Origin of the sequence: Chryseotalea sanaruensis, assembly GCF_003990915.1 — a bacterium.
Classification (GTDB): domain Bacteria; phylum Bacteroidota; class Bacteroidia; order Cytophagales; family Cyclobacteriaceae; genus Chryseotalea; species Chryseotalea sanaruensis.
This window is the reverse complement of sequence record NZ_BHXQ01000003.1, coordinates 319,223-336,824: the sequence shown is the minus strand read 5'-3', so window position 1 is coordinate 336,824 and position 17,602 is coordinate 319,223. Positions and strand designations below refer to the sequence as shown.

Genomic DNA, 17,602 nt, shown 5'->3' with positions numbered 1-17,602 from the left:
CCTCTCTAAACTATTCCATATCATGCGTTTATTAATATTATTCTTTTTTATCGTTATATATTTTACAGCAGATTTACTTTTTGCACAGGCACCGACTACCGGGGCTACTAATTTTTCTGTCAGCAATAACGATGGTAATAGGTTACGTGTTAACTGGACACGTGGTAATGGAAGTCAGGTAATAGTAATAGCGAGTGAGAGCCCTACCTTTAATGATGAAGGAACTCCTGTAGATGGAACTGATTATACAGAAAATGCTCAATTTGGAATTGGCAATCAGGTAGGCACAAACAATTTTGTTGTATATAAGGGAGTTGCTACAAATGTTACTGTTACAGGACTTGTACAAAACACAACTTATTATTTTAGGATAATTGAATTTAACGGAACTGGAGCAGGCACTCTTTACACTACCTTATTATTGTCAGGCAGTGGTAACACAGTATCAAAGCCTACAAATGGTTCTACAGCAATGGTTGCCACACCTGCAGGCAATTCAACTTCACTTACATGGACTCGTGGCAACGGTTCTCGTGTTCTTATTATTTTGCAAGAAGGTAGTGCACCTGACAACCCAGTAGATTATACAAACTATTCAGCCAGTTCAAATTTCGGATCAGGTTCTGCGTTGGGTAGCGGCCGGGTGGTTTATTTCAATACTAATAATACCGTTAACATTACCAGCCTTCAACCCAACACAACCTACTTTTATAAAGTAGTGGAAAGCAATGGATCAGTGGCACCAGTTTATGATTTAACCTCATCATTGACAGGATCATTTACTACCGAAGGAACTCCTTCTGTGGCAGCTACTAATTTTACAGTTAGTAATTTAGATGGTAGTCGCTTTCGAGCTAACTGGACACGGGGCAACGGAGGAAAAATTTTAGTTGTAGCAAGCTTGAGTGCAACATTTAATGGAGCAGGAGTGCCGGCTGATGGAACTGATTATGATGCCGATGCTACGTTTGGTTCAGGTAATTCTATTGGAGCCGGGAACTTTGTTGTGTATGAGGGTACAGGTACCAACGTTACTATAAATGGTCTTGTGTTTGGTACCACCTATTTTTTAAGGATGTATGAGTTTAATGGCACAACGTTTTCTACACAGTATAATACAACTGGTGTGCTATCAGGGAGTGGTACTACATTATCCCCGCCCACAATAGGCTCAACAGATTTAGTTGCTACTACAACAGGTAACACGGCTTCACTTACCTGGACGCGCGGTAACGGTATGCGTTCATTGGTAATTTTACAATCAGGCTCTTCACCCGATAACCCTGTAAACTATACTAACTACTCAGCCAATGCCTCTTTCGGTTCTGGCTCGACTGTGGGCACTAATGGGAGGGTGGTTTATTTTAACACAAGTAATACGGTGAACATAATAAACTTGCAACCTAACACACAGTACTTTTATAAAGTAGTCGAGGCCAATGGCCCATCTACACCTGTGTTTGATGTAAGTAATGCGCTTGTGGGTTCGTTTACCACTAGTGGTGCACCTACTGTAGGCAGTACTAATTTTACTACCTCATCTTTTCAGGGCGACCGTTTTACGATTAGTCTTACACGTGGTAACGGAACCAATCGTCTGGTGGTAGCCAGACAGGACGAGGCGGTACTTTGGACACCAGTAGATGGTATAGACTACAATGCAAATGCTGCTTTTGGTCTTGGTGATAACTTAGGCAACAATACATTTGTGGTAGGTGATATGACGAGCAGTTCATTAACCATAACAGGGCTTACCCCTGCTACTACTTACCATATTTCAGTATTTGAATATAATGGTGCTGCTACTAATACTGTTTATCAGACTTTGTCTACACTTGTGCTAACCGGGCAAGGGTCTACACTTTCACCGCCTGGCACTTCTGCAAGTGGTCTGTTATTTACCAATATTTCAGGACACAATGCAACAATAGCGTTTACAGCAGGCAATGGTACCAGTCGCCTCGTACTGGCCAGAGCCGGATCGCCCGTAACAGATATGCCTGTTAACCTGGTGAATTATTCTGCAAGTGCAAATTTTGGTGTGGCGCAGTCATTGGGTACTTCCAAAATTTTGTATGAGGGTACTGGGACTGGCTTCACCGTTCAAGCCTTGCAACCAAATACCACATATCATTTTGCTGTTTTTGAATATAATGGTTCTACTGCACCTGTATATAAGCAGGTTGATCCGGGTATTGGTTCTTTTACTACCCTTGGATTGCCTACCGTTGCTCCAACCAATCTCACATTTTCAGGCATGCAGGGCGATCGTATGTCGCTTAGCTATACTACAGGAAATGGATTTGGTCGAATCGTTATCGCTAAAGAAGGCGCTCCCGTTGATGTTTTTCCAACAGACTTTACAACCTATACTGCCAATCCAAATTTTGGTAATGCAGCTGCGCATTTAGGCAATGGTAATTATGTGATAGAAAACGATGCGCAAGTAACAGGCAATTCATCAACATTCATTGGTAATCTGGCTATTGGGCAGACCTATCATTTTGCAATCATAGAAACAAATGGTACGGGCACCGAACGTATTTATATGAATAGTGCTGATGCCCTTACCGGAAGTCAGAGCACACTGTCTGCACCAACTTTACAGGCAACCAATATTTCATTCTCAAACATCACCGCTAATACCATGACGGTGAATTGGGAAAATGGAAACGGGAATGCACGTATTGTACTTATACGCGAGGGTCAAGCTGTGCAGGATATGCCTGCCAATCTGATAAATTACAATGCTAATTTTAATTATACGAGTGCGCCTAGTTTGGGCTCAGCTAAAATTGTTTATGATGGCACGGGTACTTCGGTATCAGTATCCTCCATCCCACCAGGTGAGTATCATGTGGCTGTGATAGAATACAACGGAGGTTCGCAACCAGTGTACCGAACAAGTGATCCACTGACTGGGATAGTTAACGTAGGAGCCAAGCCCATTGTGCCTGCCTCCAATCTCTCCTTTAGCAATATCAATGGTAACTCAATTTCTTTAAGTTGTACGCGGGGTGACGGACTATCACGCATGTTGATTGTAAAAGCTAATAGTGCAGTGGATGCCTGGCCTATAGATTTTACCGGCTACACAGCTAGCAGCAACTTCGGAAGCGGTTCAGATTTGGGAGGAGGAAATTTTGTAGTAGCAGCAACTACTAGTGCAGTTTTTAATATTGGTAATTTACAACCCTCTACCACTTATCATTTTGCAATTGTAGAGTATAATGGCAGTGGCGCCAGTGCATTCTATCAGTTGTCAGCTACAGCTGCAACAGCCAGCAGTACCACACTCTCAGGCCCTGTAGTGACTACCTCAAACTTTTTTGCTAATAATATTATTGGCAACAGTATGCAGGTAACGTGGACCAACGGAAGCGGAACAGGGCGGTTAATCGTAGCTAAGGCGGGTTCAGCAGTTGATTTTGTGCCAAATAATTTGACGGATTATAACACTAATAACTTCTTGGGTGCAGACTTGGGAAGTGGAAACTATGGAGTATACGATGGCGCTGGCGATAATTTTATACTGAACAACCTGCAACCGGGTACCACCTATCATTTTGCAGCATTTGAGTACAATGGTTTCTCCAATGGGAAAGTGTACTTAACGAGTGTTGTCGGACGCACCTCCTTCACTACTGCACCACGTCCTTCTGTGGCTCCAAAAAATTTAAATGTGGGAAGTGTAAATGGCGATCGATTTACGCTGAGTTTTAGTGTAGGTAATGGTACCAGACGTTTGATTGTTTTACGCAAGGGCGGATTGGTAGATGCTGTTCCCACCGACCTGACAACCTACACACCCGCAGCATTTGGTCTTGGTTCAGAAATAGGTAGTGGAAATTTTGTGACAACGCTAACAACAGGTTCTTCACTTAATATTACCGGTCTGGAGCCTAACGAATCATATGGGGTAGCTGTTTTTGAATTAGATGGAGCAGCAGGCAATGAGCGGTACCTGATCACATCCTACATCAATCAAATGGTTGAAACATCAGCCACTCCGACTATTCCTACTTTTTCTTTGCTCTATAATTCTATAGGCAGTAACTCCATCAACCTAAGTTGGACAATCGGCAACGGCAATGGTCGCATAGTGGTACTCCGCCCGAATCAGCCAGTAACGTTTTTGCCAACCAACCTGAGTACACATGGTACTGCGAGCACTAACTATTCATCAGCAGGAGTATTGGCTGTGGATCACAGACTCATTCTACGTGGCACTAACACAACAGCTACCATTACTAACCTGGCTCCAGGCACTACTTATCATGTAGCCATTTACGAATACAATGGTTTCTCACAACCTGTGTATACTTCAGAGCCACTACGCGGATTCTTTACAACTTTACCCACAAGTGGTTTGGCCATCGGGGGTTTTGATGCGATTACTTTTTGTCCTTCACAACAGGTTGATGTGCCGTACGTTTTTACAGGTGTATTAAATGCCGGCAATGTGTTGTCGGTTGAGCTATCAGACATCAGTGGAAGTTTTGCAACACCATTGATATTAGGAACACAAAGTACAACCAACAGCACCGGTTTCATTACATCAAATCTTCCCGCAAGTTTAACAGAAGGTGTGGGTTATCGCTTGCGTGTGCGTGCAAGTAATCCCAACGAACTTAGTGCCGATAATGGAGCAGACCTGCAAATCGTTACTTCCGTACAGCCAACATTTACAGTTGTAGATGGACAAGTAAGCAGTTGTGGAACACCGATAACGTTAAGCACATCGCAGTTGGGTTATAATTTACAATGGTTCAAAGACATACAACCTATTCCTGGTGCTACTAGCTCAACCTATCAGGCTCAGGAAACAGGCAATTACCAGGTTAGAATTACCGGTGCTTCCGGAGGATGTGCATTATTTTCAACCGGTACAACCTTAACCATAACACAAGAACCGACTTTCGATTTTCAATTCCCCTCACTCTATTGCGAAGGAGAGATAAGTGATCTGCAGACACAAACTACACCAACGGGAGGAACATTTACAGGTGCAGGTGTCACTGGTGGTTCCTTCAATTCTGCAAACGCTGGTATTGGTCAGCATTTACTACAATATACTTATGTAGATGCAGTCTCTTCCTGTTCATACTTTGAAACAAGGCAAGTACAGGTGGTTGGTATTCCTGTATCGCCCGCAGTTAGTGGAGTTACAGTATGCGAAGGAAGTCTTGCCGTACTTACTGCTTCAGGTGCTGTTGATGGTGAATACAGGTGGTACGATGTAGCCAGTGGTGGAGTTGCTATTGCCGGTGCAGTTAATAGCACACTATCAATACCTGCATTAACTAATGATGCTACCTATTACGCAGTGATCAATGATGGCGTATGTGAAAGTAGCAGAGTATCGGTAACGGCCACTGTTATAGAAGTTCCAGATGCTCCTGTCACCACAGGTGAATCAGTATGTGATAATGGTTCACTTGTTCTTACAGCGACTGGTGGCACCAATGGGCAATACAGGTGGTACACAACGTCTTCAGGCGGAACTGCTTTAACCGGAGAAAATAATGACAGTTATACAACACCAGCATTAAACACTTCTACAACGTACTATGTATCGGTTAACACCGGCACTTGCGAAAGTGCCAGAACACCAGTGGTAGCAGAGATTGTGAATACACCTGCCTTACCGGTAGTGGTTGATGCGGCAGCTTGTGGAACATCTTCACTTTTATTATCAGCGTCCGGAGGATTGGATGGTGATTACAGATGGTATGAGAATGAGACTGGGGGTACTGCTTTGGCAGGACAAACTGCAACTACCTTCACTACACCGCTTCTTACATCAAGTACAATATATTATGTGTCACTTCTTAATGGAATTTGTGAAAGTGTACGCGTACCTGTTACAGCCACCATTAATTCGATACCAGCTCAACCGATAATTCAATTCTCAGGGAGTGCTGATTTTTGCGATGGAGAAACGTTAACATTAAATGCTCCTATGGCTGCCAGCTACTTATGGTCAACTGGAGCAACAACGCAAAGCATAGATGTAAACACAGCAGGATCATTTACTGTAAGTATTACAGATGCAAATACCTGTACTAGCCCTCTTTCCGAGCCGGTCGTGACTACACTTCGAAACTGTAACAATCAACCCCCTGCTATTGATACTACTCCTTTGTCAACACAAGTTGGCAGTGTCTTAACTTTTAATCTGCTTTCCTTACTTACCGATCCGGATGATAATCTCGATCTAAGTACACTGCAAATTATTTCACAGCCAGAGAGCGGTGCCTTGGCTAGCATTGAAAATGGTAACCTTCAGATAGATTACGTGAATGTAAGTTTTACAGGCATAGACAGACTAATTATACAGGTATGTGACGAGGAGGGTAGTTGCACGCAGCAACAATTAGAGATTGAGGTAGTAGGTGATGTCGAGATTTACAATGCCCTTTCGCCAAATGACGATGGATTAAATGATACATTCATTATTCAGTATATTAACAGTTTGCCGGAGACATCAAAGAATAAAGTAACCGTTTATAACCGTTGGGGCGATGAAGTATTCAGCGTTGCTGATTACGATAATGACCAAAAGGTTTTCAGGGGACTGAGCAATTCAGGAAAAGAGCTGCCAACAGGTACCTACTTTTACAAAATAGAGTTCAATTCCGGACGTTCAGGCAAAAGTGGCTATTTATACCTTAAACGTTAATGTAATTCTTCTTTCTCTTTTCCTTTCTCCTCTTTAGATTGTAGCATAAATAACCTTATATGCATTTATCCTCTATTGAAATGTATGCAGCCCTGGCACTCATTGTAGTTGCCACGGCCTGCAGCAGTAACAGCGAAAAGAAGACAGAAGACATCCCCACACCAGTGGCCGAGAAACAACCATTTGAAGTTACTTCAAATGGACATAAGCGAGTAGATAACTATTTCTGGATGCGTCTGAGTGATGAGCAGAAAAACGCAGTAGAGAAGGATGAACAGACACAAAAGGTGTTGACTTACCTCACCGCTGAAAACGATTATCTGAAAGCTAAAACCAGCCACACAGAGGCTTTACAAAAGAAGCTTTATGATGAGATGGTTGGACGAATCAAGCAAAATGATGAGTCTGTTCCTTATAAAAGCAATGGTTATTGGTATTACAATCGCTACGAGCAAGGGCAGGAATATCCTATCTACTGTCGTAAAAAAGGGTCACTAGAAGCTCAGGAAGAAGTGCTTTTGAATGTCAATGATATGGCCAAAGGCCATGCTTACTATCAGATTAGTGGTGTTAGCGTAAGTGAAGACAATAACTTGCTTGTGTTTGCCGAAGACTCAGTAAGTCGCAGACGTTATACCGTATATGTAAAAGATTTACGCTCAGGGAAGATCATTGGTCAACCCGTTCTGAATACTGAAGGTTACGCAGTATGGGCTAATGATAATAAGACACTTTTTTATACCCGTAAGGATTCCGTTACCCTACGCTCTCGCTGGATTATGAAACATACTCTTGGTTCTGATCCGTCTAAAGATGTAAGTGTATTTGAAGAAACAGATGACACCTATTACATCGGTGTGTATAAAGGAAAGTCGAAGAAGTATATTGTTATTTATTCAAACAGCACCACTACAGATAGCTATCAGATTCTGGAAGCGAATAAACCTGATGGTAAATTCAGGGAATTTACACCGCGCGAAAAAAATCACAAATATTCAATCGATCATTTTCAGGATAAATTCTTTGTGGTTACCAATGATAATGCGCTCAATTTTCGCTTAATGGAAACTCCTGAAGTGAAAACTGATAAAAACAATTGGAAAGAAAAAATAGCACATCGCACTGACACTTTGCTTGAAGGTATTGATGTGTTTAAGGACTATCTGGTTTTAAGTGAGCGTGCAAAAGCAAGCACCTTAATCCGCATAATTGATCAACGGACAGACAACAGCCATTATTTGAATTTTGGTGAGACAGCCTACACAGTTTACTCATCGGTTAACCGCGATTTTGATACTGATCTATTCAGGTATGGTTATACTTCTATGACAACACCGTTTTCTACCTACGACTACAATATGAAAACTAAGCAAGCTACTTTATTGAAGCAGAATGAAGTGGTGGGTGGTTACGATCCTGCCAATTATGTAACTGAACGGATATGGGCTACCGCTGATGATGGCACACAGATACCGATGTCAGTTGTATATAAAAAAGGACTTAAGAAAGATGGTAAAAATCCTTGTTTGATTTATGCCTATGGTTCTTATGGTTCAAGTACTGACCCAACTTTTTCGAGTACCCGTTTAAGTTTATTAGATCGTGGGTTTGTGTATGCTATTGCTCACATACGTGGCGGACAAGAAATGGGTCGCCAGTGGTATGAAGATGGTAAGATGTTTAAAAAGAAAAATACTTTCACCGATTTTATTGACTGTACAGAACATTTGATTGCAGAAAAATATTCAAGTACAGATAAAATGTTTGCCAATGGTGGTAGTGCAGGCGGTTTATTAATGGGTGCTATAGTAAACATGCGCCCTGATTTATATAAAGGTGTTATTGCAGAAGTTCCTTTTGTAGATGTGGTAAGCACCATGATGGACGAAACTATTCCGCTAACTTCGGGTGAGTGGGATGAGTGGGGAAATCCGGATGATGTAGAATCATATATGTACATGCTTGAATATTCGCCATATGATCAGGTAAAGGCACAAGACTATCCCAATATGCTTGTTACAACAGGTTTACACGACTCACAAGTGCAATACTGGGAGCCAGCTAAATGGGTGGCTAAGTTACGCGAAATGAAGACCGACAATAACACGCTGCTTTTGCGCACTAACATGGAAACAGGACATGGTGGAGCGAGCGGTCGCTTTAAAGTATATGAAGAGCAAGCGCAAGAGTATGCTTTCATTCTGGATTTAGCGGGAATAAAGGAGTAGCATATAAAAAATGCAATATCATTTAGTTAAGCTTCGACATTCATCCTCTCCTTCGTAGAGAATTGGAAGTAGGCCTGCCTGCGCGTAGCCGTTTCGGCAAAGGCAGGGCCAAAAAAATGGCTTGACTAAAAGGTATAGTATTCAAATAATCAAATTTAAAGTGCTGCTGACGTAAGTCAGTAGCACTTTTTATTGAGACTCATTATTGTTCGACTAAAACTTGATTTTATTTTTTTAAGTCTGATACTACTTACTTTTAAATTGCTTTTGCACCACCAAAATCTTTAGGGTGGCAATGGTACATTTCATTAAAGGACTTATAGAAATATGAACGACTGTTAAAGCCAGTCTCATAAATTACTTCAGAAACACTCATCGTAGAATGCCTTAATAAATCAGCTGCCTTGCGAAGTCTATATTGTTTGATCAAGCCATGAGGTGTTAATCCCATAGTCGCTTTCACCTTTTTATATAATGATGCTTTACTCATACCCACTTCTTCGGCCATTGTGTCGGCACTAAATTCAGGGTTGCTCATGTGCTTTTCTATGCAGCGGGTAATGCGTGCGAAAAACTCATCATCTTTTTCTCCTATACCGGTAGATATTTTCTCCAGTTCAACATCAGCAAAATTCTCAAAGCGCTTTTTAATTTGTTCTCTGCTTTTAATAAGTTTTTCTATGCGAACAAAAAGATGCTCGGGGTGAAATGGCTTGGGAATATAAGAATCGGCACCTACTTGTAAACCTTCAATACGATCCTCTATTTCCGCTTTTGCGGTAAGTAAAATTACAGGGATATGACTCGTGTGAATATCGTCTTTTATCTTTTGACAAAGTGTAAGTCCATCAATACCTGGCATACGAATATCGCTGATGACAAGATCAATTTTCTTTTGTTCAAGGATATGTAATGCCTCTTGCCCATTATTTACTGTAATAATTGAATATTGATCAGACAGTATATCTTGCAGTAAAATCAAAATTTGCTCATGGTCATCGACAACCAAAATGGTGTTGTTTCTTTCAGTTTCCGGCTCGGTTGACTTTAGTGAGAAGCTGTTGGTTAAAAATTCAAATTCCTGCTGAACTTTCTCAGTTAAGTTAGTGAAGGGTTGAATTGTCGTTGTAGGTTCGTTGACATGATTTTCATTATTTGAGCCAATAGGAATGGTTACAGTAAACACTGATCCCTTATTGATTTCGCTATTAACACGTATTTCGCCTTTTTGAAGTAACACTAAGCTTTTTGTTAACGCTAGACCAATGCCAATGCTATTTTCCGGTTCTTGTTCGTTAAAGGTTGTTGTTGGTTTGTGGTAGAAGTTTTCAAAAATGCGGCTATGATCTTCGGTAGCGATTCCAACTCCTGTATCCTTTATGATAAATAAAGCTTTACCCTCTGCTTCTTTAAGCATAACCTCTACTGCACCACCTTTCACATTGTACTTGATGGCATTAGAAATAAGATTGATGAGAATTTTCTCTGTTTTCCTTACATCTACAAGCCCGTATAATACTTCTGTTTCAGGAATAAACTCAAGCGTTACTTCATGGTCTTCGGCATGTTGCTGAAAGGTCTCTACAATTTCATGGGTGAGTTGTATCAGATCAGTCTTATGTAATAATGGTGTTTCTTTTCCACTTTCAATTTTTCTGAATTGCAATAATTCCTCTAATAGCTTTTGTAGACGCAAGGAGTTGTTATAAATTGTTTTTAGTTGCTGCTTTTCCCAGGCAGAAGTAGCTTTTTTTATCAAGGCACTGACCGGGCCGAGTATAAGGGTTAAAGGAGTTCTGAATTCATGTGCAATGTTTGTGAAGAACTGGAGTTTGTAATCATTCAGTTCTTTAAGTTGCTGTATTTTGAACCGGTCAATCGCTGCGGCACGTTTAACCCTTGCTCGTTGCCGTATAATAAGTACAATACCAATTTGCAAACCAATGAGCAGTAAAATATAGGCAACATATGCCCACGTAGTTCTCCAGAAAGGTGGATGGACCACGATGTCAATTTTTTTCTCAACAGGGCTCCATACTCCGTTTTCATTAGTATAGTTAATATGGAGTATGTATTTGCCAGGAGGAATATTCGTAAGATTAACAACTGATTGTTGACCTATGTAATTCCAGTCTTTATCAAAGTTTTCCAGAAAGTAGGCATATTGACTTCTCTGTTTATTCCAGTAGTTAAGCGTAGTAAAATGGAAGCTGATAAAATTTTGGTCATGCCGAAGCGACAGTGCTGTGGTGAAGTCTATGTGTTTATTCAAGATGCTGCCAGAGTCACTGGCTGTAATGTGTACATTGTGAATCTCAAATTCGCTGATGGTAAGTCGTGGAAAATAGTTGGCTGTATCTAATTGTGTTGGATTAATAACATCAAGGCCGTTAATGCCACCAAAGAATAATCGCTCAGATGTAGATGAACTAAAGGAGGCGCCATCAGTAAATTCATTATTCTGTAATCCATCGTTGGTATCATAGTTTCTGAATTTTTTTGTTTCAGGATCAAAATGTACCAGTCCGTTATTAGTTGACAGCCAAAGTAATCCTTTAGGATCTTCCTGAATGGAGTGAATGGTATTGTTAGGCAGACCATCACGCAAGGTAAATTGCGTAGAAGCTACATGCTGTCTTTGCAATGGAATGGAAGTTAGCCCACCACTTGTTCCAATCCATAGTTTTTCGTTTTTACTAATATAAAGACTGATCACATCATCGTTACTCAATAACTTTGAACCTGTACTGCCAGTGTGAATATGTTCAACAATCTGTTTGGTCAGGGAGTTATACCTGTAAATACCCGAACCTCTGGTGCCAAACCAAAGTATATTAGGGCTTTCTTCTATTATGGAGTAAACTACATTACTATTAAGGGAAGTCGCTGTGTTGGGTGAATAGGTTATTTGTTCTTCTTCTGCTAAATGATAACCACTGGTGGTTTTTGTAATGCGAAGTTTAATAACACCATAACCACTAGTACCTAACCACAACGTTCCATATGCATCAATACAAATGGCATAGACGTAACCGAATTGCAGTTGTGTTTTGTTTTCAAAATCTTTCGGAAAGTGAAACAAACGACCGGTCTTATTTTCCAACATGTCTAAACCATTACCATCAGTACCAATCCATAGATTGCCGGCTTTGTCTTTGTTTAAGGCTAGCACAGCATTATTACTAAGTCCCTGAACGGTAGTTATTACTTTAGTGGGTTTTCCTTTTGTTAAGATATTAAGTCCACCACCTCGTGTACCGACATATAGTGTGCCACTGGTATCTTCATAGACAGAGCGAACAATAGTATTGGAGATACCCTGCTTGTCTTCACGCCCGGTACCAATAGAAGAAAAGGGTTTGGGTTTAGTTAAAAACTTAAAGACACCGTCACCATCAGTACCTATCCATAGAATATCCTGCTTACTTTCTGTAATGCTTAAAATTTTTCGCTGCGCCTTATACAAAGACGGAAAAGTATTAGCCATATCATAGGCTGAGAATACACCATTTATTTCTGTGAGCTTGAAAATGTTGCCTAAATCAGTACCGATCCATATTTCAGTATTGGTTGCATTGGTGGAGATACACGAGATTGGGAAGTTAGACAGTTTAATCGTAATGGGTTGTTGGGCAAAATCAGTAAGCGTGTAGATATTAATACTACCTTCATTAGAAGTTAAGGCCAGGTAAGGTTTTCCGTTTAGCTGAAAAAAGGAGTGGAGCTTTATAGAAGATAAAAGCTGACGGGTATACACTACTTTATTTTGCAGGACACAAACTAATTTCCCATCATTGCCAAGCAAGTAAGTAAGTTGGTTGTTACTACCAATGCCAACGATTTGCTGAGTCCATTCTTTTTTTAAACCTTCTATAGAGACAGCTACAAAAGTATCTTTGGTTTTGTCATATTGGTTAAGCCCTTGGCCAATTAAACTTACCAACAGCACAGAGTCAGGTCCAAGGCAGGCCCGCATATTATATTCCAAAAACGGAATGTTATTATTCGTTGAAAAGAAAGATTTAAATGAATCGGTATTGCGGTTATATCGGTTAATGCCTTTGTGGGTCACTATCCAGAGATTTTTTTCTTTATCCTCCAGAAAATCCCTTACAATATTATTACTGATGGTAGTAGCAGAGAATGCCTCAGGTTTATAAACGCGTATATCGCTACCGTTGTATCTATTTAGTCCATCCCAGCTGCCAAACCATACATAATCATAATTATCCATGTAAACGGATGTAATGGCACTGTTAGAAAGACCATTTGTTTTACTGATATGCTGATAGGGGAGCGGTGCAAGAGAATCTTTTGCAAAAGACGAAAGCAGCATTGAAATGATAAAAGCAGTGCTCATAACATTATTAGTGTCGAAACTTAGAAAACGATTGCATGCAAACCTATGCAATGTGATCGTGAGAAAGCTGGAAAAGTTGTCCTCCCCATCCTTTTTTGTCCTCTGGATTCTCTTTTTGTGCATTTAAGTGAACAAAGTGGACTAAATAAAAAATCTGGCGGACGGCTTAAATCTGATTTCAGGGCATTATTGCAAACGATTTCTGAAATAATAATTTGCTATTAGCTGACTGATGGACATTGCCATAAGAAATAATCAAAATCCCTTATTAAAGCCTTCTACTATTAAACCTAGCATGGAGGGAATGAAGATTGAATGTCTTCTTAACCCCGGTGTATTTGTTTTTGAAGGAAAAACGTGGCTTTTGCTCAGAGTTGCTGAAATGCCTCAGCAAATTGAAGGAACAATACAGGTGCCGGTATATAATGAAGCCGGTAAAATCGAAATACTGACTTTTCATAAATCTGACCCTGAATTGAATTTTGCAGATCCTCGCGTGATTACTTATAAGGGAAAAGACTACCTGACTACATTATCTCACCTAAGATTGGTTTGCAGCGATAACGGAGTGGACTTTTATGAACCAGAAGGATACTCGCCAATTTTTGGAGCTGATAAACTAGAGGCCTATGGCATTGAAGATTGTCGTGTTGTTAAAATTGAAAATGCATTTCACTTAACCTATACACAGGTATCTTCTTTTGGTGTAGGTGTTGGACATATCGAAACTGAGGATTGGAAAACATTCAAACGACATGGAATGATATTTCCACCGCACAATAAGGACTGCGCCATCTTTGAAGAGAAGATAAATGGCAAGTATTATGCACTACATCGTCCGAGTAGCCCTCAGTTAGGTGGCAATTATATCTGGTTAGCCGAATCACCCGATTTGATTCACTGGGGGAAACATACATGCATTGCTACCTCAAGAAAGGGTATGTGGGACAGTGCCCGTGTTGGTGCCGGTGCCGCTCCGATTAAAACAGAACATGGCTGGCTGGAGATTTACCATGGTGCTAATGAACAACATCGCTATTGCCTTGGGGCCTTGTTGCTTGATCTGCACAACCCTTCCAAAGTATTGGCAAGAAGCGAAACACCAATAATGGAACCAATGGCTGAATATGAACTGAAAGGTTTTTTTGGCAATGTAATATTCACTAATGGACATACCGTTGATGGCGACACCCTTAAACTTTACTATGGTGCCAGTGATGAGGTGATTTGTCTTGCAGAATTGTCCATCAAGGAAATATTATCAACGCTGAAATTTTAAAGATGATGGAGAAAACAACTGAAATTGAAATGAATGCAGCCACGCCAGGTGCTAAACCATTACTTTCAAAAAGAAGTATTTGGCAGCGGCCGCATGACGAATTTGCTTTTTTTCTCACAATGCCACGCGCTATGCGTGTATTACTGGCCACCAATCTGATTTATGCATTCGTGTTACCAGTAATTGAAATTTTTGTTGGTGCTTATGTGATGCGAAGTTCTAACGATCCTTCCATTGTAGCACTCTATCAACTTACCGTTTATACGGGTATTCCCATTACTTTTTTGTTGAATGGTTTTTTACTGAGCCGCATGAAGATTACTACCCTTTATAGCTTTGGTATGTTGCTAAGCGGACTTTCAATGTTAATGATGATGCGTCTGGAAAGTCTTTCTGTAATAGGTGTTGGCGTTGCAGGCATATTAATGGGTTGTTCTTTTGGATTCTTCTGGGCGAACCGAGACTATCTGGCTTTATCCACCACAAATGATTCGAACAGAAATTACTATTATGGCTTAGAAACATTTTTCTATACAATCACTTTTATAATAGTGCCATTAGGCGTTGGTGCTTTTTTGGCAAAAGCTGACGATGGCACCTGGTTCTCTGGTAATGTAAATACAGCCTATCAGGTAGTAACAGTATTTGTCTTTATCCTTACCATAATATCGAGTATTGTTGTACACCAACAGAAATTTAAGAACCCGGAGCAGAAAAAATTCCTGTATTTCCGCTTCCACTCTTTGTGGAATAAAATGCTTGTACTGGCAGGCCTCAAAGGTTTAGCGCAAGGCTACCTGGTAACAGCTCCCGCCATTCTCATTATGACTTTGGTTGGTAACGAAGGCTCACTTGGAACAGTGCAGGCCATCAGTGGTGTGGTAACGGCCATTATGCTTTACTTATTAGGTCGGGTTACCAAACCTAAACACCGCATTTATATTCTTACTATCGGTTTAATTATTTTTTTAATAGGCACGTTGGCAAATGGCATCTTATTTTCTGCCGTGGGTGTAATAGCCTTTGTTTTATGTAAAGTGTTGTTCCAACCTTTGCATGACATTGCTTATTTCCCCATACAAATGCGTGTCATTGACGTAGTAGCTAAAATTGAAGGACGCAACGAGTTCGCTTATATATTTAATCATGAATTTGGCTTGTATATCGGTCGCTTTTTAGGACTTGGCCTTTTCATTGTGTTGGCCACCTTTGTATCTCAGACTTTCGCACTTAAGTATTCGCTTATTGTCATTGCGCTGTTGCAAATCGCTTCTATCCCTTTAGCAAAGCATATCATCCGAAAATCAAACGAACTAAGTAAATGAGAAATTTCTTTCTACTCTGTACAATTGTAATTGCCGCGATCTCCTGTAGCAAGCAACCTGAACCTGTTCAACAACTGAATATTTCCAGGGTAGACTTAATGCCTGCTTTTCCCTCACCTTATAAAATGCTCGATTGGAAGGAGAAAACAGTTCAGTATGATCAATACATATTTAACACAACCCACACCGGCAAGCACCTTCCTTTTGTCTGGATCGACAGTGTGAAACGAAACTTTGACCAAAATACATTTGGTATGTTCACAGTTATAGGTGACGTACGCCAGGGAAAAAATGGTAGTGTTGAATTTCATGAAGCACTTAACGCCATGGGTGCATTGATGTCTGCAGGGTTAGTCGGCATTGATAAGACAAATCAAAATGGATTTAATTATGTTCGGATGGCGCAAAATTATTTCAATACAGAGAACGGCTGGAACATCATGATGAATAATACACATCCTTCTGTGGCGCTGCTTGGTGGTGGTTATGGCAGAGACTGGTGGTATGATGTGTTTCCGAATGTCCTGTACTATGCTGTGTGCGATTTATATCCGAACGTTCCGCGCGCAGATAGTTTACAACGCATCATAGCCAATCAGTTTTACAATGCAGATTCTGTCTTAAACGGAAATTATAATTTCTCATTCTTCGATTATCAACAGATGAAAGGTGTGGTTAATACTATTCCACTCCAACAGGATGTGGCAGCTGGCCACGCTTATGTCTTGTATAGCGCCTATCAAAAATTTGGTGATGAAAAATATCTGAGAGGCGCCATGTCGGCAATGAATGCCTACGACAGTCAGTCAGAGAGCAGGTTCTATGAAGTGCTAATGCCTTTTGGCGCACTCATGGGTGCTAAGTTGAATGCCACACAGGGAACAAATTATGATATACAAAAATATTTGAACTGGACTTTTGATGGATGTAAAGCTGCTGATGGCCGCACAGGCTGGGGTGTAATAGCTGAGCGTTGGGGTGACTATGATGTGCACGGCTTGCAAGGCAGCATTACTGATGGTGGTGGTTATGCTTTTCTGATGAATTCATTTGACCTGGCTTGGCCTTTAGTGCCTATGGTGAAGTATGATACACGCTACGCACTGGCTATTGGTAAGTGGATGTTGAATGTATCCAATGCAGCACGATTGTTTTATCCTTATGAAATTGATGATGCGCATCAATGGTTGCCCGAGCATAAAGAGATCACCAAAAATGTAATCGCTTATGAAGGTCTCAGAAAGTTTGATGACTATGGTAAAGAAAATTTAAAAGGTATTTCACCTGTAGCTATCGGTGACGGACCAAAGTGGGTGAAAGGCCAGCCGCAGGAAAGTATGTTTAGTCTCTACAGCTCATCACAGGTTGGAATTTTCGGTTCAATTATTGAAAAGACTAACGTTGAAGGTATTCTGCAATTGAATTGTAATGCTACTGACTTCTATGCAGCCAATACTTTTCCTACTTATCTCTACTACAATCCGTATGCGGAAGCAAAACAGGTAAGTATTAATGCGCCAACTGAATCTGTTGACTTGTATGATGTGCTCACACAACAATTTTTAGCGAAAGCTATTACTGAGGAAACAACATTTACCATTCCATCCGGTGCAGCGCAACTGATTGTGGTGCTGCCCGCAGGAAGTGATCCTGAGAAGAAAGACAATAAAATTCTGGTTAACGATAAGGTGATTGCCTATCTGCCATCATCCACAAAACAACAGTAAA

Annotated in this window: 6 protein-coding genes; 5 read left to right on the top strand and 1 reads right to left on the bottom strand. The window is 40.6% G+C overall.

What is annotated here, in order from left to right:
* Positions 1 to 22 precede the first annotated feature (22 nt).
* Both SanaruYs_RS09395 and SanaruYs_RS09390 read left to right on the top strand, forming a co-directional pair.
* Complete coding sequence (locus SanaruYs_RS09395) at positions 23 to 6,682, top strand: Ig-like domain-containing protein (RefSeq protein WP_127122297.1); 6,660 nt, start codon at positions 23 to 25, stop codon at positions 6,680 to 6,682.
* A 59-nt stretch (positions 6,683 to 6,741) separates the two neighbouring features.
* Entirely contained in the window at positions 6,742 to 8,910 is a 2,169-nt protein-coding gene (locus SanaruYs_RS09390) for a S9 family peptidase (protein WP_127122296.1), read from the top strand.
* A gap of 256 nt (positions 8,911 to 9,166) precedes the next feature.
* On the opposite strand, the gene SanaruYs_RS09385 is transcribed toward SanaruYs_RS09390, so the two are convergent.
* Positions 9,167 to 13,270: a hybrid sensor histidine kinase/response regulator transcription factor gene (locus tag SanaruYs_RS09385; RefSeq protein ID WP_160118624.1), complete on the bottom strand. Its 4,104-nt coding sequence runs from the start codon at positions 13,268 to 13,270 to the stop codon at positions 9,167 to 9,169.
* Between the two features lie 232 nt (positions 13,271 to 13,502).
* On the opposite strand from SanaruYs_RS09385, the gene SanaruYs_RS09380 reads away from it, so the two are divergent.
* Genes SanaruYs_RS09380 through SanaruYs_RS09370 form a run of 3 tightly spaced genes read left to right on the top strand, consistent with a single transcriptional unit; the run spans position 13,503 to position 17,601 of the window.
* On the top strand, positions 13,503 to 14,549 hold the full coding sequence (locus tag SanaruYs_RS09380; protein ID WP_127122294.1) for a glycoside hydrolase family 130 protein: 1,047 nt from the start codon (positions 13,503 to 13,505) through the stop codon (positions 14,547 to 14,549).
* Positions 14,550 to 14,551: 2 nt separating this feature from the next.
* Positions 14,552 to 15,874, top strand: coding sequence for an MFS transporter (locus SanaruYs_RS09375; protein ID WP_218022410.1), 1,323 nt, complete (start codon positions 14,552 to 14,554; stop codon positions 15,872 to 15,874).
* Positions 15,871 to 17,601, top strand: a complete 1,731-nt coding sequence (locus tag SanaruYs_RS09370; protein ID WP_127122293.1) for a hypothetical protein — start codon at positions 15,871 to 15,873, stop codon at positions 17,599 to 17,601. Before SanaruYs_RS09375 ends, SanaruYs_RS09370 begins: the two co-directional genes overlap by 4 nt.
* Position 17,602 lies beyond the last annotated feature (1 nt).